Source organism: Photobacterium halotolerans DSM 18316, from assembly GCF_000425165.1.
Taxonomy (GTDB): Bacteria; Pseudomonadota; Gammaproteobacteria; order Enterobacterales; family Vibrionaceae; genus Photobacterium; species Photobacterium halotolerans.
In genome coordinates, this window is record NZ_AULG01000013.1 from 56,272 (window position 1) to 75,801 (window position 19,530).

Annotated in this window: 17 protein-coding genes; 8 read left to right on the top strand and 9 right to left on the bottom strand. The window is 51.9% G+C overall.

What is annotated here, in order from left to right:
* Window positions 1-374: 374 nt before the first annotated feature.
* From H511_RS0101450 to aspA, 4 genes are all read left to right on the top strand, one after another.
* Window positions 375-2,084: a transporter substrate-binding domain-containing protein gene (locus H511_RS0101450; protein WP_027250715.1), complete on the top strand. Its 1,710-nt coding sequence runs from the start codon at window positions 375-377 to the stop codon at window positions 2,082-2,084.
* Window positions 2,084-3,496, top strand: a complete 1,413-nt coding sequence (locus tag H511_RS0101455; protein WP_027250716.1) for a sigma-54-dependent transcriptional regulator — start codon at window positions 2,084-2,086, stop codon at window positions 3,494-3,496. The genes H511_RS0101450 and H511_RS0101455 overlap by 1 nt, the downstream gene beginning before the upstream one ends.
* Window positions 3,497-3,842: 346 nt before the next feature.
* Window positions 3,843-5,135: a dicarboxylate/amino acid:cation symporter gene (locus tag H511_RS0101460; RefSeq protein WP_027250717.1), complete on the top strand. Its 1,293-nt coding sequence runs from the start codon at window positions 3,843-3,845 to the stop codon at window positions 5,133-5,135.
* A gap of 524 nt (window positions 5,136-5,659) precedes the next feature.
* The gene (gene aspA / locus H511_RS0101465; RefSeq protein ID WP_036758374.1) at window positions 5,660-7,090 is read left to right on the top strand and encodes an aspartate ammonia-lyase; all 1,431 of its coding nucleotides are present in this window, start codon (window positions 5,660-5,662) and stop codon (window positions 7,088-7,090) included.
* A 118-nt stretch (window positions 7,091-7,208) separates the two neighbouring features.
* Here aspA and H511_RS0101470 read toward each other — a convergent pair whose 3' ends face one another.
* Entirely contained in the window at window positions 7,209-8,114 is a 906-nt protein-coding gene (locus H511_RS0101470) for a LysR substrate-binding domain-containing protein (RefSeq protein WP_027250719.1), read from the bottom strand.
* A gap of 309 nt (window positions 8,115-8,423) precedes the next feature.
* Here H511_RS0101470 and H511_RS0101475 point away from each other — a divergent pair, with 309 nt between their 5' ends.
* The gene (locus H511_RS0101475) at window positions 8,424-9,365 is read left to right on the top strand and encodes an alpha/beta hydrolase family protein (protein ID WP_027250720.1); all 942 of its coding nucleotides are present in this window, start codon (window positions 8,424-8,426) and stop codon (window positions 9,363-9,365) included.
* Window positions 9,366-9,506: 141 nt separating this feature from the next.
* Complete coding sequence (locus H511_RS0101480; RefSeq protein ID WP_027250721.1) at window positions 9,507-9,932, top strand: GNAT family N-acetyltransferase; 426 nt, start codon at window positions 9,507-9,509, stop codon at window positions 9,930-9,932.
* Window positions 9,933-9,978: 46 nt separating this feature from the next.
* Here the strand turns inward: H511_RS0101480 and H511_RS0101485 are convergent, their stop codons facing one another.
* On the bottom strand, window positions 9,979-10,452 hold the full coding sequence (locus H511_RS0101485; RefSeq protein ID WP_027250722.1) for a peroxiredoxin: 474 nt from the start codon (window positions 10,450-10,452) through the stop codon (window positions 9,979-9,981).
* 329 nt (window positions 10,453-10,781) lie between these two features.
* Window positions 10,782-11,018, bottom strand: coding sequence for an RNA recognition motif domain-containing protein (locus tag H511_RS0101490; protein ID WP_027250723.1), 237 nt, complete (start codon window positions 11,016-11,018; stop codon window positions 10,782-10,784).
* A 156-nt stretch (window positions 11,019-11,174) separates the two neighbouring features.
* On the opposite strand from H511_RS0101490, the gene H511_RS0101495 reads away from it, so the two are divergent.
* The gene (locus tag H511_RS0101495; RefSeq protein WP_027250724.1) at window positions 11,175-11,393 is read left to right on the top strand and encodes a VF530 family protein; all 219 of its coding nucleotides are present in this window, start codon (window positions 11,175-11,177) and stop codon (window positions 11,391-11,393) included.
* 52 nt (window positions 11,394-11,445) lie between these two features.
* Here the strand turns inward: H511_RS0101495 and H511_RS0101500 are convergent, their stop codons facing one another.
* Genes H511_RS0101500 through H511_RS0101525 form a run of 6 tightly spaced genes read right to left on the bottom strand, consistent with a single transcriptional unit; the run spans window position 11,446 to window position 17,394 of the window.
* The gene (locus H511_RS0101500) at window positions 11,446-13,173 is read right to left on the bottom strand and encodes an ABC transporter substrate-binding protein (protein ID WP_027250725.1); all 1,728 of its coding nucleotides are present in this window, start codon (window positions 13,171-13,173) and stop codon (window positions 11,446-11,448) included.
* A 22-nt stretch (window positions 13,174-13,195) separates the two neighbouring features.
* Window positions 13,196-13,468 carry a DUF2160 domain-containing protein gene (locus tag H511_RS0101505; protein ID WP_027250726.1) on the bottom strand — a complete coding sequence of 91 codons (273 nt, stop codon included), beginning with the start codon at window positions 13,466-13,468 and terminating at the stop codon, window positions 13,196-13,198.
* Between the two features lie 24 nt (window positions 13,469-13,492).
* A complete protein-coding gene (locus H511_RS0101510; protein WP_027250727.1) occupies window positions 13,493-14,293 on the bottom strand; it encodes a carbohydrate ABC transporter permease in 801 nt (266 codons plus the stop codon).
* Window positions 14,294-14,295: 2 nt separating this feature from the next.
* Entirely contained in the window at window positions 14,296-15,165 is an 870-nt protein-coding gene (locus tag H511_RS0101515; protein WP_027250728.1) for a carbohydrate ABC transporter permease, read from the bottom strand.
* Complete coding sequence (locus H511_RS0101520; RefSeq protein WP_027250729.1) at window positions 15,155-16,303, bottom strand: ABC transporter ATP-binding protein; 1,149 nt, start codon at window positions 16,301-16,303, stop codon at window positions 15,155-15,157. Before H511_RS0101520 ends, H511_RS0101515 begins: the two co-directional genes overlap by 11 nt.
* Window positions 16,303-17,394, bottom strand: coding sequence for an ABC transporter ATP-binding protein (locus H511_RS0101525; RefSeq protein ID WP_027250730.1), 1,092 nt, complete (start codon window positions 17,392-17,394; stop codon window positions 16,303-16,305). Before H511_RS0101525 ends, H511_RS0101520 begins: the two co-directional genes overlap by 1 nt.
* A 253-nt stretch (window positions 17,395-17,647) precedes the next feature.
* On the opposite strand from H511_RS0101525, the gene H511_RS0101530 reads away from it, so the two are divergent.
* Window positions 17,648-19,510 (top strand): sigma-54-dependent Fis family transcriptional regulator, encoded by a 1,863-nt coding sequence (locus H511_RS0101530; RefSeq protein ID WP_027250731.1) that lies wholly within the window; start codon window positions 17,648-17,650, stop codon window positions 19,508-19,510.
* Window positions 19,511-19,530 lie beyond the last annotated feature (20 nt).

Genomic DNA, 19,530 nt, shown 5'->3' on the forward strand with positions numbered 1-19,530 from the left:
AAAAATTCAGGACGAATTTTTAGGTTGTCGGCGCCGGGAGCGCCTACAACCGACCCGGCCAACACCAAAGAACAAAAAGGGCTTTCTGGGCACTCTTTATCCCTATAAAGAGTGTCTGGCGCGCATCGCACCATGCCAAAAGAGCCACCGGACTCAAGCGCGACATACCTCAGCCGTACCAAAACCCCAGGCACAACACCAAAGAACAAAAAGGCACTCAACCACAGCCCCACTTTCTTTCCTTGGCTATTGTTGGCAAATCTATAAAATAGCCCCTTCATTTGTTGGGCGGAATATCACGTTCTGCCCGGTGTCGCCAAATCCGGCGTACTGACTGCTTTACCGGTCAGGCCGGGCTGATGAAGGAAGAGTGCATGATCCAGAAGCTGACAGGCTGTCGTGACGTATGGGGTGCCTGGATGCGCTGGTTCGGTGTCGGACTGTCTTTCTTCTGCACCTTCGGTGTGATGGCTGCACCAGACAGTCAGGTCATTATTATCGGCGCGGATCACAACTACCCGCCTTACGAATTCATCAATGAAGACGGTGAGCCGGATGGCTACAACACCGAGCTGACCCTGGCGATTGCCGAACTGATGGGCATTAATATCGAGATCAAAATGGGGGCATGGAATGATATCCGCCGCCAGTTTGATCAGGGCGAGATTGATATCGTCCAGGGCATGATCCAGTCCAGTGCCCGGCAGGCGAGATACAGTTTTTCGCCGCCCCATGCCATAGTGCATCAGTCGGTATTTGCCCGAAAGGGCACCCCCTTTGTGGCCAGTCTTGATGACCTGGCGGGCAAATCCGTGATTGTTCAGCGCAGCGGGGCAATGCACGATTACCTGAGCAATCAGCAGCCGGGTGCAAACCTGGTGCTGGTGGACTCTCACGCCGACGGGCTGCGTTTGCTGGCCTCCGGTCAGCATGACTACGCGCTGGTGGCGAACCTGCCGGGTCTGTATACCGGCAAGGCGTTGGATCTGTCGAATATCATTCCGGTAGGAAAACCTTTTGGTGCCCAGCATTACGGTTATGCGGTGCAAAAAGGTCATGAAGATTTACTGGCCCAGTTCAGCGAAGGGCTGGCGATTCTGAAAAATACCGGCCGTCAGCAGGCTATCTATGACAAATGGCTGGGCCCGCTGGAAGCGCCGGGGATCAGTTGGAAGAAACTGGGCATGGCTGCCGCCACGATTTCTGCCCTTCTGTTGCTGGTGCTGGGGGGAATCATGATTTGGAACCGGGCGCTGAGCCGGGAAGTGGCCCGGCGGACCAAAGCGCAGCAGCTCCAGCAGCAACAACTGATTCAGGCGGATAAAATGACTTCGCTGGGCATTCTGGTGTCTGGCATGGCCCATGAGATCAACAATCCCAGCAGTTTGCTGCTGCTGAATTTACCCATTCTCAAAGAGGCGTATCAGGACGCAGAAGACATTCTGGATGCCCACTATCAGCAGTATGGCGATTTCACCTTAGGCGGGCTGGCCTACAGCCGGATGCGGGAGGAAATTCCCTCCATGCTGGATGATATGCAGGCGGGGACCCAGCGGATCCGCCGGATTGTCGATGATCTGAGGGATTTTGCCCGCCAGGAACCCAGTGCGCTCAATGAAGTGGTGGATCTCAATCAGGTCACGGCGGCGGCGATTCGTTTGGTCGACAGCACCTTATCGACATCGACCCATCACTTTTCTGTCGAATACGGCGATCAGCTGCCGTGTTTTGAAGGCAACGGCCAGCGGATCGAACAAGTGATCATCAACCTGATCATCAATGCCTGTCAGGCGCTGACGTCACAGCAACAAAGCATCAGGGTGACGACAGGCTTCAACCCGGCTGACAATTTGCTGATCCTGGAAATCTGCGATCAGGGGCAGGGCATCGACCCTGAGCATCTTCCTCATTTGAGTGATCCTTTCTTTACCACCAAGCGTGAGCAAGGCGGTACGGGCTTGGGGCTGTCTATCTCATTCAGCATAGTGAGTGAACATGGCGGCACGTTGAAATATGAATCCAGACTACAACAAGGCACCTGCGTGACGCTTGCGCTGCCGGCCTTGAAAGGGACAACTGTTTAATGAAGACAAATCGCTATCCTGCATTCGGTGTATTGCTGGTGGATGATGAACCGGCCTTTCTGCGCAGCCTGAGTATTGTGCTGGAGCGACGGGGCGGCATCAATCATATCGTCCAGTGTCAGGACAGCCGCGATGCCATGGCCATTATTGAACAGGAAAATATCGGCCTGGTGCTGCTGGATCTGACCATGCCGCACCTGTCCGGCGAAGTCTTGCTGCAGCAGATCAAGACAGAATTTCCTGAAGTCGGCGTCATTATTATCAGCGGGCTGAATCAGGTCGAAACGGCGGTCAACTGTATCCGGCTCGGTGCTTACGATTACTTCGTGAAAACCACAGAGGAAAACCGGCTGATCGAAGGTGTGAAACGGGCCATTTTGCTGCAGGAGATGCGTGAAGAGCACAACGCGCTGCGGCGCCGTTTCCTGACCGACACGCTGGAGCGGCCGGAGGCTTTTGGCGATATCATTACCCGGGATAAAGGCATGCGCTCTGTGTTCCAGTATCTCGAATCGGTAGCGCCGAGCAGCCAGCCTGTGATGGTGTGCGGTGAAAGTGGTGTCGGTAAAGAGCTGATCGCCCGCGCGCTGCATACCCTGAGTGAGCGTGCCGGGCCGCTGATCAGCGTGAATGTGGCCGGACTGGACGACAATGTGTTTGCCGACACCTTGTTTGGTCACCACCGCGGTGCGTTTACCGGTGCCGATAAACCCCGCGCCGGTCTGATCGAGCAAGCGGCCGGCGGCACCCTGTTTCTCGATGAAATCGGTGATTTGAGCCAGGCCTCACAGGTCAAGCTGCTGCGCCTGATTCAGGAAGGGGAATACTATCCCCTCGGTAGTGACAGGCCGAAACGTCTGAACGCGCGGATTGTGGTGGCCACGCATCAGAATCTGGTGCAAAAGCAGCAAAGCGGCGAGTTCCGCAAAGACCTGTATTACCGGTTGAAAACCCATCAGGTGGACATTCCGCCTCTGCGCCAGCGCCGTCAGGATATTCCTTTGCTGCTGGAGCACTTTTTACAGGAAGCGGCCGATGAGTTGGGTAAAACCAAGCCGACCATCCCGAAAGAACTGCCGGTGCTGCTGGCAAACTATGCCTTTCCCGGCAATATCCGCGAGCTGAGGGCACTGGCGTATGATGCCATGAGTCAGCACCGCTCGCGCATGCTGTCCATGGAGGTGTTTCGCCGGGTGCTGGATCAGGACAATGACGTCAGTGAGATGGCTGCAGGGAGCCCCCTGACGATGTTCGACCCGGAGCAGTCCCTGCCGACCCTGCAGGAAATGGGCGATTTGCTGATCCAGGAAGCCATGCGCCGGGCGGAGGGTAATCAGTCTCTGGCGGCGAAGTTTCTGGGGATCTCGCAGCCCGCGCTCAGCAAGCGACTGAAAAAATCTCAGCCGGAATAATCACCGCATCAGACTTTACAGGGTCGGGCTGGCAGAACCCCTATAACCAAAGTAAAGGTTATAACTTTGTAAATAGTCAGTAAGGTTATGTTTTATAAAGAAAAGGTACGGGTTTTCCACTCGTGCCTATTCCTTTGGTTATACCCCTTCTTGAGTCGGTCTATTTCTCTTATTTTAATTTTTCTTATTAAAAACAATTGCTTGTATTATGTTTGGTGTTTGGCATCATGCTTGCATTAATCCTGCTCCTGTATGTATGGGCTCAGCCCATTCTGACGTGTAAACAATGACAGCTAAGCAGAAACGGGGATTCACCCGACTTCTGTCAATTGGATAAGGAAATAACATGGAACAAGCTCACGAGAAGCCAACCCCGAAAGGTATGTGGGGCGGACTCGCCTTATGGAAGAAAATTCTGGTCGGTATGATTCTGGGGGTCATCGCGGGCAGTCTGCTCGGCCCGGATGCAGAAATCCTCAAGCCTATCGGCACTCTGTTTATCAATGCCATTAAAATGCTCATCGTGCCTCTGGTGTTCTGCTCTTTGGTGGTCGGCGTGACCTCCATGCAAGATACCCGCAAGATGGGACGCATTGGCGCCAAAGCCATTGTGATTTACCTCTCGACTACCGCAGTGGCCATCAGTATCGGTCTTGGCCTGTCCAGTATCCTGGCACCGGGTGCCGGTCTGGAGATGACGGCAACAGCGGCGGCGGCCGACGCGAAAGAAGCGCCGACGCTGGTTCAGACACTGCTCAGTTTAATCCCGAACAACCCTATCAGTGCGCTGGCAACCGGGAACATTCTGCAAATCATCGTCTTCGCCCTGGGCCTGGGTGTGGCGCTGAACCTGTGTGGTGAGAAAGGCAAACCTGCCGTTCAGGTGTTCGAAAGTCTGGCCGAGGCCATGTACAAGCTGACTGAACTGGTGATGAAGCTGGCGCCTTACGGTATCTTCGGTCTGATGGCCTGGGTGGCCGGTAAATACGGTCTGGAGATCCTGCTGCCGCTGTTTAAAGTGATTGCAGTGGCTTACATCGGCAGCCTGCTGCACGTGCTGCTGTTCTACCCGGCAGTGATCAAAGTCTTCGGTCGTCTTAACCCTATGCCTTATATCAAAGGTATCGCGACCCCGGCTGCAGTGGCCTTTACCACTACCAGCAGTTCAGGCACCTTGCCTGCCAGCATTAAATGCGCCCGTGAAGAGCTGGGTGTGTCTAAAGGCGTGTCCAGTTTTGTTCTGCCGTTAGGCGCGACCATTAACATGGACGGCACGGCGTTGTATCAGGGTGTGGCAGCGCTGTTTGTCGCGCAGGCATTTGGTATTAACCTGGAGTTTGCCGACTATGTTGCCATAGTGATGACAGCAACACTGGCTTCCATTGGTACCGCTGGTGTACCGGGTGCCGGCCTGATCATGCTGTCGCTGGTACTGACCACAGTTGGCCTGCCAATGGAAGGTCTGGCGATTGTTGCCGGTATTGACCGTATTCTGGATATGGCGCGTACCACAGTGAATGTCTGTGGCGATCTGATGGTTGCTGTTCTGGTTGGCCGCAGCGAAGACGAGCTGGACACTGAAGTCTATAACCGCAGCACAGAGAAAACGACCCTGACGGCGAGCGAAGATATTGCTTAATCTTCTCTGAACGCGCAAAGCGAGAAAGGCCAGCCGAACAAGGTTGGCCTTTTTTATACAGGCGGCTTTTTATACAGGTGACTTTTTATACAGATGAATAGGTTTTGTGGACCGAAACTGAGGAATATCGCTTAAGAGTTTGTGGATTACACTGGGTAGGCGGTGTATTTTCAGTGTGATGGATAAAAGACAATATTAAGATCAGGATCATATTCCTGCCCATTGAGCGATCTCGCCAGAGTGCAGGCTAACAGGCTGCTTATACAGGTGTTTATTGGTTTCATGCACAAGTGATGCATAAAGTGCCGGTTATTAAGCATTCCTTGCTGATAAGAATAAATAGCCTTTTTTTGCAATCTCTTCAGCTATGCATTAATTGCATTGTTGCTTACTTTTATGCATTTCCCTTTGTCGCTCAAAACGACGATTGTATGAATCACTTAGCCGCCATAAGAAGCTGAAGATGGCTCGTATAAGCGGCGAAGTGGTATCTCTTTCCTACCCATGAGTTTAAGGTGACCGCTATGCTTGATACTGTCCAGCAAGTACGTATTGAAGAAGATCTGTTAGGCCAGCGTGAAATTCCCGCTTCTGCTTATTACGGCATCCATTCTCTTCGCGCTTACGAGAACTTCAATATTTCTTCAATGCGTATTTCCGACGTGCCAGAGTTTGTTCGCGGCATGGTCTTTACCAAGAAAGCGGCAGCACGTGCCAATATGGAATTGGGCAGCATTCCGTCGGAAGTGGGCAAGTACATCATTCAAGCCTGCGATCTGATTCTGGAAACAGGTAAATGCATGGATCAGTTCATTTCAGACGTGTATCAGGGCGGTGCCGGCACTTCAGTGAACATGAACACCAATGAAGTGATCGCCAATATTGCGCTGGAGCTGAAAGGCCATGAAAAAGGCGAATATCACATCATTAACCCGAACGATCATGTCAACAAGAGCCAGTCGACCAACTGTGCTTACCCGACCGGCTTCCGTGTCGCTGTCTACAACAGCATTATCAAGCTGGTGGGTTCGATTGAGCATCTGCAGGCGGCGTTTGATGCCAAAAGCGCAGAATTCAGTGATGTGCTGAAAATGGGCCGTACTCAGCTGCAGGACGCTGTGCCTATGACGGTCGGACAAGAATTCCACGCTTTCAGTATCCTGCTGAAAGAAGAAATCAAAAACCTGAAGTATTCCGCAGCCTTGCTGCTGGAAGTGAACCTGGGCGCCACCGCGATTGGTACCGGCTTGAACGCCCCGGCTGGCTATCAGGAACTGGCGGTGAAATATCTGGCAGAAGCGACTGGCCTGGACTGTGTACCGGCAGAAGACCTGATTGAAGCAACCTCTGACTGTGGCGCTTACGTGACTGTGCACGGCGCGCTGAAGCGTCTGGCGGTTAAGATGTCGAAAGTCTGTAACGATTTGCGTCTGCTGTCATCGGGTCCGCGTGCCGGTCTCAATGAAATTAACCTGCCGGAAATGCAGGCGGGTTCGTCCATCATGCCAGCTAAAGTAAACCCTGTGATTCCGGAAGTGGTAAATCAGGTGTGCTTTAAAGTGATCGGCAACGACACCACAGTGACCTTTGCGGCAGAAGCCGGACAGCTGCAGCTGAACGTGATGGAGCCGGTGATCGGTCAGGCCATTTTCGAATCGATTGAACTGCTGAGCAATGCCTGTATCAATCTGGCAGACAAATGTATCTCGGGTATCAAAGTGAACCGCCAGATCTGTGAAGATTACGTCTTCAACTCTATCGGTATCGTGACTTACCTGAATCCGTATATCGGCCATCACGAAGGCGATATCGTCGGTAAGATTTGTGCTGAAACCGGTCGCAGCGTGAAAGAAGTTGCGATGGAGCGTGGCCTGCTGAGCGAAGAGGAGCTGAACGATATTTTCTCTGCTCAGAACCTGATGCGCCCGACCTACAAAGCCAAACTGTACAGCTAAAAGAATGTAATAACTGAAAGAATATAAAGAACAAAAAATAAAAGGTCTTGAAACCCTACATCCTTTACCTCCCTTGTTTGCAAGGGAGGTTTTTTTTATTTCTGGGGGACAGTGATTGTCAGTCCCTGCTCATCAGGCCATCAATCGGGCTGATCTTACTCAGTGCACTCCAGATGGCTTCGCAGGTCGGGTGTAATCTGGAGTGATAACGGTAAATGTACAGATCCAGCGGCACAGGTTCTCGTGCGGTAAGTATCTGCAAACGTCCGGCGGCCAGCTCATCTTTGATGGCGTAATCCGGTAACCAGCTGATGCCTTTCCCTTGCATCACCAGGGCTTTGATAAAATCTGTCATTGATGAGGTACAGACAGTATTCTGCGTTAATGTCCGGTTGGCGCGTTGCAGCGCCCGGCCCATATAACTTTCCGGGGTATAGTCCAGCGACGGCACGGCGGCATTGTCTGCGGGATCAAATAAGGGTTTACCGTGCTCATCGACCGCCGACACGCAATACAGGTAAGAGCGCCCCAGATAGACAGAACGGTAAGGCGCCATCTGCAAACTGTCCTCATAAAATGAAAACAGAAAATCACATTTACCGTCGATCAGCTGTTTCACCGCGTCATCCACTTCATTGGCTACCACTGAAAGCTGAGTGTTTAAGGTCGGGTTAAACAAACAGGCATGCAGCTTAGGCAATACGCTTATCGCCATTGAGTGTGAGGAGCTGATCCGCACGGTATGACGCCCCAGAAATGAGCTGCCAGCCAGACGGTTCACCTCGTCATCCAGCTGCTGAAGAATCGACAGCGCAGTCGTTTTAAACTGCTTGCCTTTCAGTGTCAGCTCGATGGGGGTTTTACTGCGATCGATTAAATTCAGCCCAAGTTCGGCCTCAAGGGATTTTATCCGGCGACTGAAAGCCGGCTGCGTCACATTGCGGACAGCGGCAGCATGGGAAAAGTTACGCAGTTCGGCCAGTGTCAGAAAATCCTGTAGCCATTTCGTTTCGATATTTTTCATTATTTAAGTGGCTGTTTTATCGAATAATAATTTGTATTTACGGTTCAACAGGAGCCGTTGCCGGATAAGATTACCAAATCCATGATAATGCCTGCCATCTTTATCTGAAATCATTTTGGTTACGGCATTGGCTAAGAGGTCGTCATGATTAAAACGGCAGTCATGTTTCTCAATTGTCCTTCGTCAGGATCATGGTACGACCGGCCTGGATAGAATAGTGTAGATTATGTGTGGTGTTGCATTTTATGCTGGGAACCAGATGCCAAAAGCGCTATCCAAGAAGATGATTGAATAGAAGGAGATAAACGGATGTTAAAGCCTTTATTGTTAAAGCCCTTAATGTTAACAGTGGCTGCGGTCTTTTCAGTGGCGTCCTTGCCGGTTTTTTCAATGGTAACGGAAGAGGCCAAACGGAGCGATGGTTCGGAGATTACCTATTACCTGACCGGGCGTGACAGCGACCATTTGTTGGTGCTGATTCAGGGTTCAGACTGCAACAGTGTTTTTCATAACAACAATATCAATGACTATTTTAGCCAGGTGATGGCAGGTGCCGACATCCTGACGGTAGAAAAATACGGGATTGATAACGGGCTGAGCTGGAATACCGATCCGCAGCGGACGGACTGTCCTGACACCTATCTGAAACAGGATTCTCCGCTGCAACGGGTGGATGATTACCTGACGGTGCTGGATAAACTGGATCAGGACAATCGTTATAGCCAGATTATCCTGCTGGGGGGCAGTGAAGGGGCGTTGGTGGCGAATCTGCTGGCCGCAAAGAGTGACAAAGTGACCGCTGTGGTGGCGCTTAACGGCGGTGGGCGTTTTTTCATTGATGACGTGCTCTACAACATGCAATCTCAGATGCCAGCGCAGGCATTCAGTGAAGCAGAACAAGGGTTCAGGCAGTTTGCTGAAGCTGTGCTGCAAAGTAACGAGATGGACACGGCTGTCAGTGGGCACGGTTTCAAATGGTGGAAAGCCATGCTGACGGCAGATCAGCAGCAGATACTGCAAACGATTGATGTTCCTGTTCTTTTGATTCAGTCGGAAGAGGATACCAATGTGGATCCGCACGCTTTCGAATCTATGGTCAGGGCATTAAAGAAAACCGCCCCCCACATCCAGCCACATACCTATGCTGGCCTTGATCATGCTTTCAATGATGCACAGGGCCAGAGCCAGGTTGAACGCGTGCTGGCAGATATCAAAGCCTGGATTGGTGGCAGGGTGCAGGCAAAGAATTAAAGTGAACCGCTTCTGAATTGTTGTTCGCAAAACAAACTGGATGGTTGCATTTCTATCCATAAAACCATTGTGCCGCTGTGGCTGAAAACGTTATAAACAGACAACGACATTAAGGTCTGAACAGCAAGTCATAGGAACCCGATGAAAGTACATTTTTTTGAAGATAATCAGGATGTCCCTTTGGTGCTGGATGTGTTGCGCGAGTTGCGGCCGCAGTACGACAGAGCCGCTTTACAGGCGCAGATCACCAAGCAGATGGCGCAGGGCTATCAGGTGGTTTACGTCAAGTCGGGCGATCAGGTGATGGGTGTGGCCGGGTTTGTGGTGTCAGAAAAGCTGGCCTGGGGCAAAGCCATTTATATTGATGATCTGGTGACGGCTGAGCAACACCGCAGCAAGGGGGTCGGAGAATGTTTGATTGACTGGTTTAAAGTGTACGCAAAGGCGCAGGGGTGCCAGCAATTGCATCTGGATTCAGGCGTGCAGCGCTTTGCAGCGCATAAGTTCTATTTACGGGAAGGGTTTCACATTGCCAGCCACCACTTTTCGATGACAGAGATAAAGTAAATCCGAGAACAACGGAAGCTTGCGCTTCCGTTGTGTTTTTCTGAAATTACAGGCTTGCCAGAATGGTTTCTGCCTTGCTGACTTCAAATTCTTTCGGTGCTTCTACGTTCAGCTGTGTGACCACACCGTTGTCGATGATCATCGCATAGCGTTGCGAGCGCAGGCCGCCGAACTTCGCGGTGTCCATCTCCAGACCCAGCGCTTTGGTGAAGCTGCCGTCACCGTCTGCCAGCATCATAATTTCTGAAGCATTTTGTGCTTCGCCCCAGGCTTGCATCACAAAGGCATCGTTGACTGACACGCAGGCAATGATATCCACGCCTTTGGCTTTCAGTTGATCTGCCAGCACCACATAACCTGGCAGGTGAGATTCCGAGCAAGTCGGCGTGAAGGCGCCGGGAACTGCAAACAACACCACTTTCTTGCCTGCAAACAGTTCTGTAACGTCATGGTTGACCATGCCGTCTTTGGTCAGTTCACCCAGGGTTGCGGCTGGCAGAGTCTGGCCTTGTTGAATCATGGTATTTTCCTTTAGCAATGAGAGTTCAACTCAGTCTAGTCTGATTTGATATGAATAAACACAGATAAATCCTATGGGATTCAAGCTACTATTTTCAGCCTGATCAAAAATACAGGCAAAGATGACAGACCAAAGATGATAGACAGAGAAGCCTTATCGACAGAGCAGTTACATGGCATTGCTTTGGAGGTTCAAGCAAATTACTTTCTTCGCGGGTGGCTAAGGAGATGAATATCGGTATGCGATGCTTAGTTATGAATTTGATTACAGATAGGCAAAGATGAAACAGCCAGAAAAGGGGCTTCTTTTCTGGCTGTCGGAGAACTGATTTAGTGAGCTTTTTTCACCCGGATTTTGCTTTTGGCAAGCGATGTCATGTTCAGGCTGGCTATGGCCGCTTTGGCTTGATCCTGATCCGGCATTTCGACGAAAGCGAAGCCTTTGGAATGGCCGGTTTCCTGATCTAACACCAAAGTGCACTCTGTGACTTTGCCGTGTTCAGAAAACACTTTACGGATGTCTTGCTCAGTGGTTGAACGAGAAAGGTTACGAACTAAAAGTTTCATGATGGGTCGTTTTATTTGAAATGACAGCGGCATTCTCTCAGCTTACCGACCAGAGTGAAAGTAATACTTTGGCGCTGAGGCATTGTCTCCATGCCGGATGGCGAAATATTCTGTATACTCTTCCCCGTTACCAACACTGCTACCGAAGAAAAGCTTATGACCCGCGAACAACCGAATAACCCCCTGCACGGTCTTACCCTGGAAAAAATCTTAACCCAATTGGTTGATCATTATGGGTGGACGATTCTGGCGTGCGAAATCGATATTAACTGTTTTAAAAATGACCCTTCCATTAAATCGTCACTGAAGTTTTTACGCAAAACGGACTGGGCACGAGCAAAAGTGGAAAAGTTATATATTTCAACGTTCAGCTGATTGTAATGTCAGGGAGGCATTATGCCTCCCTGATGGTTTTGTTACCGGCTCATCACTGCTGCCAGGATTTCAGCAGCTCATCGTATTTGATGGTCACGCCTTTGGGCTTTTCGTCAGCCAGCTTGGCTTTCGGTGCGCCGGGTTGGGCCAGCCAGTAGGCGGCATCTCTTGGCTTATTGAGTTTAGGGCCACATTCCCCCTGCACATTGGCACGTTCCAAACGTTCCAGCACCCGATCCTGTGCGGTTGCCAGCCCGTCCAGTGCCTGCTGCGGGGTTTTCTCACCATTCGCGGCTTCGGCTATGTACTGCCACCAGAGCTGAGCCAGCTTCGGATAGTCAGGCACATTGGTGCCGGTTGGCGTCCACTGAACCCGTGCCGGGCTGCGGTAGAATTCAACCAAACCGCCCAGCTTAGGCGCCGCTTCTGTCATGATGTCAGTGTTGATGTCTGACTCACGAATCGGGGTCAGGCCGACCAGGGTTTTCTTCAGCGACACGGTTTTAGCCACCGTGAACTGGGCATATAACCAGGCGGCTTTGCGGCGCTCGGGATCGGTGGCTTTCATCAGTGTCCATGAACCGGCATCCTGGTAGCCCAGTTTCATCCCTTCTTCCCAGTAAGGGCCTTTGGGTGACGGCGCCATACGCCATTTAGGCGTGCCGTCCGGATTCACCACTTCCAGCCCGGGTTTGGTCATATCGGCCGTGAAAGCGGTGTACCAGAAAATTTGCTGAGCGATATTGCCTTGTGCGGGAACGGGACCGGCTTCAGAGAATGTCATGCCCTGGGCTTCAGCGGGCGCGTACTTGTTCAGCCATTCGACATACTTGGTGGTGGCATAGACAGCCGCCGGGCCATTGGTTGCACCGCCCCGCTCGACGCTGGAGCCAACCGGACGACAGCCTTCCACCCGAATGCCCCATTCGTCGACGGGTTTACCGTTCGGCAACCCTTTATCCCCCGCGCCCGCCATGGAGAACCAGGCATCGGTAAAGCGCCAGCCAAGTGAGGGATCTTTTTTACCGTAATCCATGTGGCCGTAAACGCGTTTGCCGTCGATTTCTTTCACATGCTCGGTAAAGAATTCAGCAATGTCTTCATAGGCAGACCAGTTGACCGGCACGCCTAAATCGTAACCGTAGATCTCTTTGAACTGTTTCTGCAGATCTTCGCGTTCAAACCAGTCAGCGCGGAACCAGTACAGGTTGGCAAATTGCTGATCGGGCAGTTGATAGACCTTGCCGTCCGGCCCTGTGGTAAAGCTCAGGCCGATAAAATCGTCCAGATCCAGCGTGGGCAGGGTAACGTCTTTCCCTTCCCCTGTGATGTAATCGCTGATCGGAATGACCTTGCCGTAGCGAAAGTGGGTACCAATCAGATCGGAATCATTGATATAGGCGTCGTAGATACTGCGGTTCGACTGCATTTCGGTCTGCAGTTTTTCCACCACATCCCCTTCCTGAATCAAATCATGGGTCACCTTGATGCCGGTGATTTCCTCAAAGGCTTTTGCCAGCACTTTTGATTCATACTCGTGGGTGGTGATGGTTTCAGAAACCACCTTGATTTCCATGCCACGGAAGGGTTTGGCAGCTTCAGTAAACCAGGCCATTTCTTTCATCTGATCGTCTTTGCTGAGCGACGACTGCGCAAACTCATCGTCAATCCATTTCTTCGCCGCATCGCTGTATTGATCAGCCAGTGCAGCCGGCGAAAGCAATAAGCTGATGAGCAGCCCTAATGTAGTCGGTTTAGGTACAAAGCGTGTCCGGTTCATGCGTGAACTCCTTAGTCTTGTATTATCCCCAACGCAGCAAAATGGCCAGCCATAACACAGATAACGTAAACGGTATCCATATTGACAGGTCAGTGATGCCAAGGAAGAGCAGGTGTATATAGGCACTGCTGAGCAGGCCGATAAACAGTCGATCTCCCCGGGTTGTGCTGATCGGCAAAAAGCCTTTGCGTTCAACACAAGGTTTGAGGATCTCGAAGACGGTCATCGTCAGCAAGATGCCGGCGATAGCAATAAAGAACAGTGCGCTGGGCAGGGTCCAGGCCATCCAATTCATGATGATCTCCTTTGCGGTATCATGCTAAACACGGCCAAGGGCAAACCCTTTGGCGACATGGTTGCGAACAAACCAAATCACCAGCAATCCGGGAATGATCGTGAGTACACCAGCTGCGGCAAGCACGCCCCAGTCAATGCCGGAGGCACTGACAGTCCGGGTCATGGTGGCGACAATCGGCTTGGCATTGACGGAGGTCAGGGTGCGGGCAAGCAGCAGTTCGACCCAGCTGAACATGAAACAGAAGAAGGCGGTGACCCCAATCCCCGAGCGGATCATCGGCAGAAATATGCGGACGAAAAAGCGCGGAAAGCTGTAGCCGTCAATATAAGCAGTTTCATCGATTTCTTTCGGCACGCCCGACATGAAGCCTTCGAGAATCCACACCGCCAGCGGTACGTTGAACAGGCAGTGCGCGAGTGCAACGGCAATGTGGGTGTCGAACAGTCCGACCGAAGAATAAAGCTGGAAAAAGGGCAGCAGGAAGACCGCAGGCGGCGCCATGCGGTTGGTGAGAAGCCAGAAGAACATGTGCTTGTCGCCAATGAAGCGGTAGCGCGAAAAGGCATAGGCAGCCGGCAGGGCGACCAGCAGAGAAATCACGGTATTCATCGAGACATAAGTCAGCGAATTGATATAGCCGCTGTACCAGGAGGGATCGGTAAAGATCACTTTGTAATTGGCCAGGGTAAATTCAGTGGGCCAGAAGGTCAGTCCGCCAAGGATCTCTTCATTGGTTTTGAATGACATCATCAGCAGCCAGTAAATCGGCAGCAGCAAAAACAGGATGTACAGCAGCAAAATGAACGTTTTCCGCTTATGCATGATTATTTCTCCTTATCCATCACTGTCATTGAGGTGTAGAACAGCCAGCACACCAGCAGGATGATCAGGAAATAGATGATGGAGAACGCTGCGGCAGGGCCGATATCAAACTGACCCACCGCCATTTTGGTTAGGGTCTGCGACAGGAAAGTGGTGGCGTTACCTGGGCCGCCGCCGGTCAGTACAAAAGGCTCGGTGTAAATCATGAAGCTGTCCATAAAGCGCAGCAGCACGCCGATCAGCAGCACATTTTTCAGCTTGGGCAATTGAATGTAGCGGAAAACCGCCCAGTTGGAGGCCCGGTCTATTTTGGCGGCCTGATAATAGACATCGGGAATAGCGCGTAAACCGGAATAGCACAGCAGCGCGACCAGTGAGGTCCAGTGCCAGACGTCCATCACCAGCACTGTGACCCAGGCATCGACCGGGTTGGATGCATAGTTGTAGTCAACCCCGATACTGCTCAAAAACCAGCCGAGCAGGCCGATGTCAGCTCGGCCAAATATTTGCCAGATGGTGCCGACCACGTTCCAGGGGATCAGCAGCGGGATCGCGAGCACTATCAGTACCAGTGACGCTTTGATCCCTTTGCTCGGCATAGTGAGCGCGACAAGAATGCCGAGCGGAATTTCGATCAGCAGCACGCAGGCCGAATAGATAAACTGGCGCAGCAGCGAATCATGCAGACGCGAATCGTTGAGCGTTTCTTTATACCATTCACTGCCCACGAAATAGGCGGTGTTCTGATCGAAGATATCCTGGATCGAGTAATTCACCACTGTCATTAACGGAATGATGGCAGAAAAAGCGACCAGCAGAAAAACCGGTAATACCAGCCACCATGCTTTGTTATTCACGGTTTTATGCTGCATTGCCGCTGCCTCCCTGAGGGTCGCCATCGCCGTTTTCACTGTCTTCGCCGACCAGATACTCATCGATGTACAGCTTCAGCCAGCGGCTGGGAAAATTGATCCAGCCATGGCGGGCCGGCACTGGGGAACCTTCGGCAAGCCGGATTTTGATTGGGGTATCATCCAGCATCACGGTGACGATTTTGTAGGTGCCCAGATCTTCGGTATGGGTGACAGTGACGGCGAAACTGGCCTCTTTTTGTGTGTCCCGTAAATGAACGAATTCCGGGCGTATCCCGACTTTGATGTTCTCTGACTGGGTGTGAGACAGGGCGAGTTGCTGGCTGGCGGTCAGTGCAATGGGTAAGCCTTTGAAAGTAATGTCTGCTGAATCTGGCGCTCTTTTAACCGGCAGTAAATTCATGCCGGGGCTGCCGATAAAGTAACCGACAAAGGTATGGTTAGGCTGCTCGAACAGCTCGCGTGGCGTGCCGAACTGGACAATCGCACCGTCGTACATCACGGCAATTTTGTCGGCAAAAGTGGCCGCTTCCAGCTGGTCGTGGGTGACATAGACCATAGTGATATTGAACTGCTCATGGATTTGCTTGAGTTTTCGCCTCAGCTTCCATTTCAGGTGCGGATCTATCACGGTCAGCGGCTCGTCAAACAGAATGGCCGAGACATCATCACGGACCAGGCCTCGTCCCATCGACACTTTCTGCTTTTCATCGGCATTGAGGTTGCGGGCTTTTTTGTCGAGCACCGGCGTCAGTTCCAGAATCTCGGCAATTTCCTGCACTTTACTGCGGATTTTTGCTGCCGGTGTTTTCATGTTACGCAGCGGGAAGGCCAGGTTGTCAAACACTGTCATGGTGTCGTAAATGACAGGGAACTGGAAAACCTGGGCAATGTTGCGATCCTGCGGCTCCAGGCCGTTCATCGTCTGACCATTAAATTTTACCGCACCCTCCGAGGGGGTCAGCAGGCCGGAAATGATATTGAGCATGGTGCTTTTCCCGCAGCCGGACGGGCCAAGCAAGGCAAAGGCGCCGCCGTCTTCCCAGACATGGGTCATCCGGCGAATGGCGTAATCCGCATCGCTGGCAGGGTGCGCCGAGTAACTGTGCGCGAGTGATTCCAGACGAATTTCTGCCATTATTGTTTCTCCCAGCCTGAACGGGCGGCCTGTATCAGCTGCCGTTCTTTTGAGAACACATAAAGCTTGTGGGTTGGCACATAAATATTGATACGGCTGTCGACCGCGTATTCATGCACGCCGGGAAGGTGCAGCACCATGGACAACTCCCGGTTGGACACATGGAGAAAAGTTTCACTGCCGCTGATTTCGGCCAGTTCGACATCAACGGCCAGCTCAAGATCGTCATCGTTGTTCGGCACTAAGGTCAGGTGATTCGGCCGGATGCCGAAGACATAGTGATCGGGCGGCAGATCGCTTAAATCATCGTTCAGGGCAAAGTGAACGTGTTCGGAAAAAGACACATTGTCCGCGCTGATTTGCCCTGTGATCAGGTTGATCGGCGGTTCGCCGAACAGCTCGGCGCAGGTCACACTGGCCGGGTTGTGGTAGACCTCGGAGGTCGGCCCCGACTGAATGATCTCTCCTTCATGCATGAGCACCACATTGCCGCCCAGGGCGAGGGCTTCATTGGGTTCAGTGGTGGCATACACCGCGATGGTATTGCGGGAGGCAAACAGCTCCCTCATTTCCTGCCTTAACTCTTCGCGTAATTTGTAATCGAGATTGACCAGAGGTTCGTCGAACAAAATGATGTCGGCATCTTTCACCAGTGCACGGGCCATGGCGGTACGCTGTTGCTGACCACCTGATAATTCAAGCGGGTAGCGTTTGAGGAAATCTTCAATGTGCAGCATCTTTGCGGTCTGCATAACACGTTCATCAATCTGTGCTTTTGGCAGTTTTTCCAGTTGCAGCGGAGAGGCGATATTTTCGTAAACCGTGAGATTGGGGTAGTTAATGAATTGCTGGTACACCATGGAAATATTGCGCTCGCGGACGGGAATGCCCGTTACATCCCGGCCATTGAAAGAAATGTTGCCAGAGGTGGGTTTATCCAAACCCGCAATCAGCCGCATCAGGGATGTTTTTCCAGCCAGCGTGCGGCCCAGCAATACGTTAAAGGAGCCGGGTTCAAGTTCGAGGCTGGTATCTTTTATCCAGTCGAGCCCGTCTACCGTGCGGGTGATTGTGTCCAAAATGAGCGACATGTCTGTTCTGGCTCCTTGTCTGTTACTCACCAGCACTACGCGAAAAATATGCCACATTTATTTAACATCTTTATATGTTATCTATCCTTATGATTAACAGGGTATTTTGTCTTTATTGTTTTGCTTGTTATTCGTTAAAAACATGTTGGATATGTTGATTGTTAACATTGTGTGAACAATAGTTAACGTTCAGGAATGTGTGTTTGGGCTGGCTGCGGCCAACAGCAATGAGAGCGGGAAGCAAAGGTCGGACATGGATAACAGATTGCAAAGCGATGATCGCCTTGTCTGCGAATCCTGGCAGCGTTGTCGGGATTACGGATTGGCAAGTCACCAGACTCCTGAATTAACCCTACCTAACCCCTTGCACTGGCAGCAGAAACGACAACTGGCAGAGGTGATGGTAGCTGTCACCCGCGAGAAGGTGTTACCCGGTTTTCAGAGCATGCTCGCCAACAGCAGCAGTTTGGTCATCCTCACGGATCATGAGGGGTATTTGCTGGAGCGGTGGGGGAATCCGTCTTTCATGCAGCAGATGGCACCGGCATTATTTGAACCCGGAGCCTGCTGGCAGGAAAAAGTGATAGGCACCAATGCGATTGGTACAGCCTTGCACACGCATCAGATTACCGACATCCGCCGCGATGAGCATTTCCTGCTGCAAAACCGTTTTATGAACGCCTCGGCATCGCCCATCGTTGATCCGCATCGTCAGACAGTGGGAGTGCTTAACGTCTCCAGCGATGCTTACCTGCCAACGACCCAGATACACGGCATGGTGAAAGTCATGTCTCAGGCGATTGAAAATCAGCTGATTCTTGCCGCTTATGGCCAGCACTTCTGGCAGTTTGTCTTCAATACCAGCCCGGATAACCTGGGCAGCCAGTGGGCCGGGCTGCTGGTGTTTGATTTTCAGGGGCAAATTGTCTCGGCTAACCGCCGGGCTGATTTGTTGTTAGGTAAGCCATTGGCGGGCATCACCATAGACATGGTGGCCGGCATGTCGCTGCAGGCGCTGATGACAACACAGCAGGATGCCACACTGACATTCAGCGGGTTGACGTCTTTTCCGCTGTTTGCCCGAATTAAAGCCCCGGCTGAAGCGTCTGTTGCGGTAACAGCTGACATTGCCTTTTCCCGCCATACAAATCGAAAAACACTACAGTGTGAGCCCTCGCTGACGGATCTCGATACGGGTGATAAGCAGATGGCGAAAGCCGTTCATCAGGCGATGAGTGTGCTCAACAGCGATATTCCCTTATTGATACACGGCGAAACCGGCGTGGGAAAAGAGCGTTTTGTGCGCGCTTTTCATGCCTCTTCGTATCGGGCTGCTTTTGAGATGGTGGCCGTCAACTGTGCCGCCATTCCATCCGAGCTGGTGGAGTCTGAGCTGTTTGGCTACGTTAAGGGTGCCTTTACCGGTGCCAACCCCAAAGGCAGCATGGGGCTGATCCGCCGTGCTGATAAAGGCACGCTGTTTCTTGATGAAATCGGTGATATGCCGTTGCCGACCCAGGCCAGATTGCTACGTGTGCTGCAAGAAAAACGGGTAACGCCTTTAGGAAGCAGTGAAAGCTATCCGGTGGATTTTCAGCTGGTCTGCGCTACACATCAGTCGCTGCGTGATGAGATAAAAGCCAGGCAGTTCCGGGAAGATGTATATTACCGGATCAACGGTCTGACCGTGGCTCTGCCTGCCCTGCGTGACAGGCAGGATATTGAGCAGGTGGTACTGTCTGTGCTTGGTGAAGTCTGTAAAGGTGATCGCCATGTCGCTATCAGTGATGAGGTGATGCAGTTGTTCAATGCGCACAACTGGCCCGGTAATATTCGTCAGTTGCATAATGTGCTGCGGGTCGCCACTGTGCTGGCGGCAGGCAAGATCATTGAACCCCAGCATTTGCCGGATGATTTTTTCTGGGATCTCAAAGGGGTTGCCCGCATCGCCGACGACATTGATGACGAACTGCTGGAAGAGGACTGGCAGACCGCGTTGCCGAAAGTGTACCTGGCGCTGGGCCGCAATGTCAGTAAAACCGCGGAAGCAATGAGCGTGAGCCGCAATACTGTCTATAAACGCTTGAAGCAACTGGGCTTGTGGCATGACGGGTGATCACATCTGCACTGTTATTG

Bases quoted from the DNA above. Each gene is read 5' to 3' on its own strand.
- aspA (WP_036758374.1), top strand. From the start codon at position 5,660: ATGCTTGATACTGTCCAGCAAGTACGTATTGAAGAAGATCTGTTAGGC.
- H511_RS0101520 (WP_027250729.1), bottom strand. From the start codon at position 16,303: ATGGCAGAAATTCGTCTGGAATCACTCGCGCACAGTTACTCGGCGCAC.
- H511_RS0101510 (WP_027250727.1), bottom strand. From the start codon at position 14,293: ATGCATAAGCGGAAAACGTTCATTTTGCTGCTGTACATCCTGTTTTTG.
- H511_RS0101455 (WP_027250716.1), top strand. From the start codon at position 2,084: ATGAAGACAAATCGCTATCCTGCATTCGGTGTATTGCTGGTGGATGAT.
- H511_RS0101485 (WP_027250722.1), bottom strand. From the start codon at position 10,452: ATGATTCAACAAGGCCAGACTCTGCCAGCCGCAACCCTGGGTGAACTG.
- H511_RS0101480 (WP_027250721.1), top strand. From the start codon at position 9,507: ATGAAAGTACATTTTTTTGAAGATAATCAGGATGTCCCTTTGGTGCTG.
- H511_RS0101460 (WP_027250717.1), top strand. From the start codon at position 3,843: ATGGAACAAGCTCACGAGAAGCCAACCCCGAAAGGTATGTGGGGCGGA.
- H511_RS0101505 (WP_027250726.1), bottom strand. From the start codon at position 13,468: ATGAATTGGATGGCCTGGACCCTGCCCAGCGCACTGTTCTTTATTGCT.
- H511_RS0101495 (WP_027250724.1), top strand. From the start codon at position 11,175: ATGACCCGCGAACAACCGAATAACCCCCTGCACGGTCTTACCCTGGAA.
- H511_RS0101515 (WP_027250728.1), bottom strand. From the start codon at position 15,165: ATGCAGCATAAAACCGTGAATAACAAAGCATGGTGGCTGGTATTACCG.
- H511_RS0101475 (WP_027250720.1), top strand. From the start codon at position 8,424: ATGTTAAAGCCTTTATTGTTAAAGCCCTTAATGTTAACAGTGGCTGCG.
- H511_RS0101525 (WP_027250730.1), bottom strand. From the start codon at position 17,394: ATGTCGCTCATTTTGGACACAATCACCCGCACGGTAGACGGGCTCGAC.
- H511_RS0101470 (WP_027250719.1), bottom strand. From the start codon at position 8,114: ATGAAAAATATCGAAACGAAATGGCTACAGGATTTTCTGACACTGGCC.
- H511_RS0101490 (WP_027250723.1), bottom strand. From the start codon at position 11,018: ATGAAACTTTTAGTTCGTAACCTTTCTCGTTCAACCACTGAGCAAGAC.
- H511_RS0101450 (WP_027250715.1), top strand. From the start codon at position 375: ATGATCCAGAAGCTGACAGGCTGTCGTGACGTATGGGGTGCCTGGATG.
- H511_RS0101500 (WP_027250725.1), bottom strand. From the start codon at position 13,173: ATGAACCGGACACGCTTTGTACCTAAACCGACTACATTAGGGCTGCTC.
- H511_RS0101530 (WP_027250731.1), top strand. From the start codon at position 17,648: ATGGATAACAGATTGCAAAGCGATGATCGCCTTGTCTGCGAATCCTGG.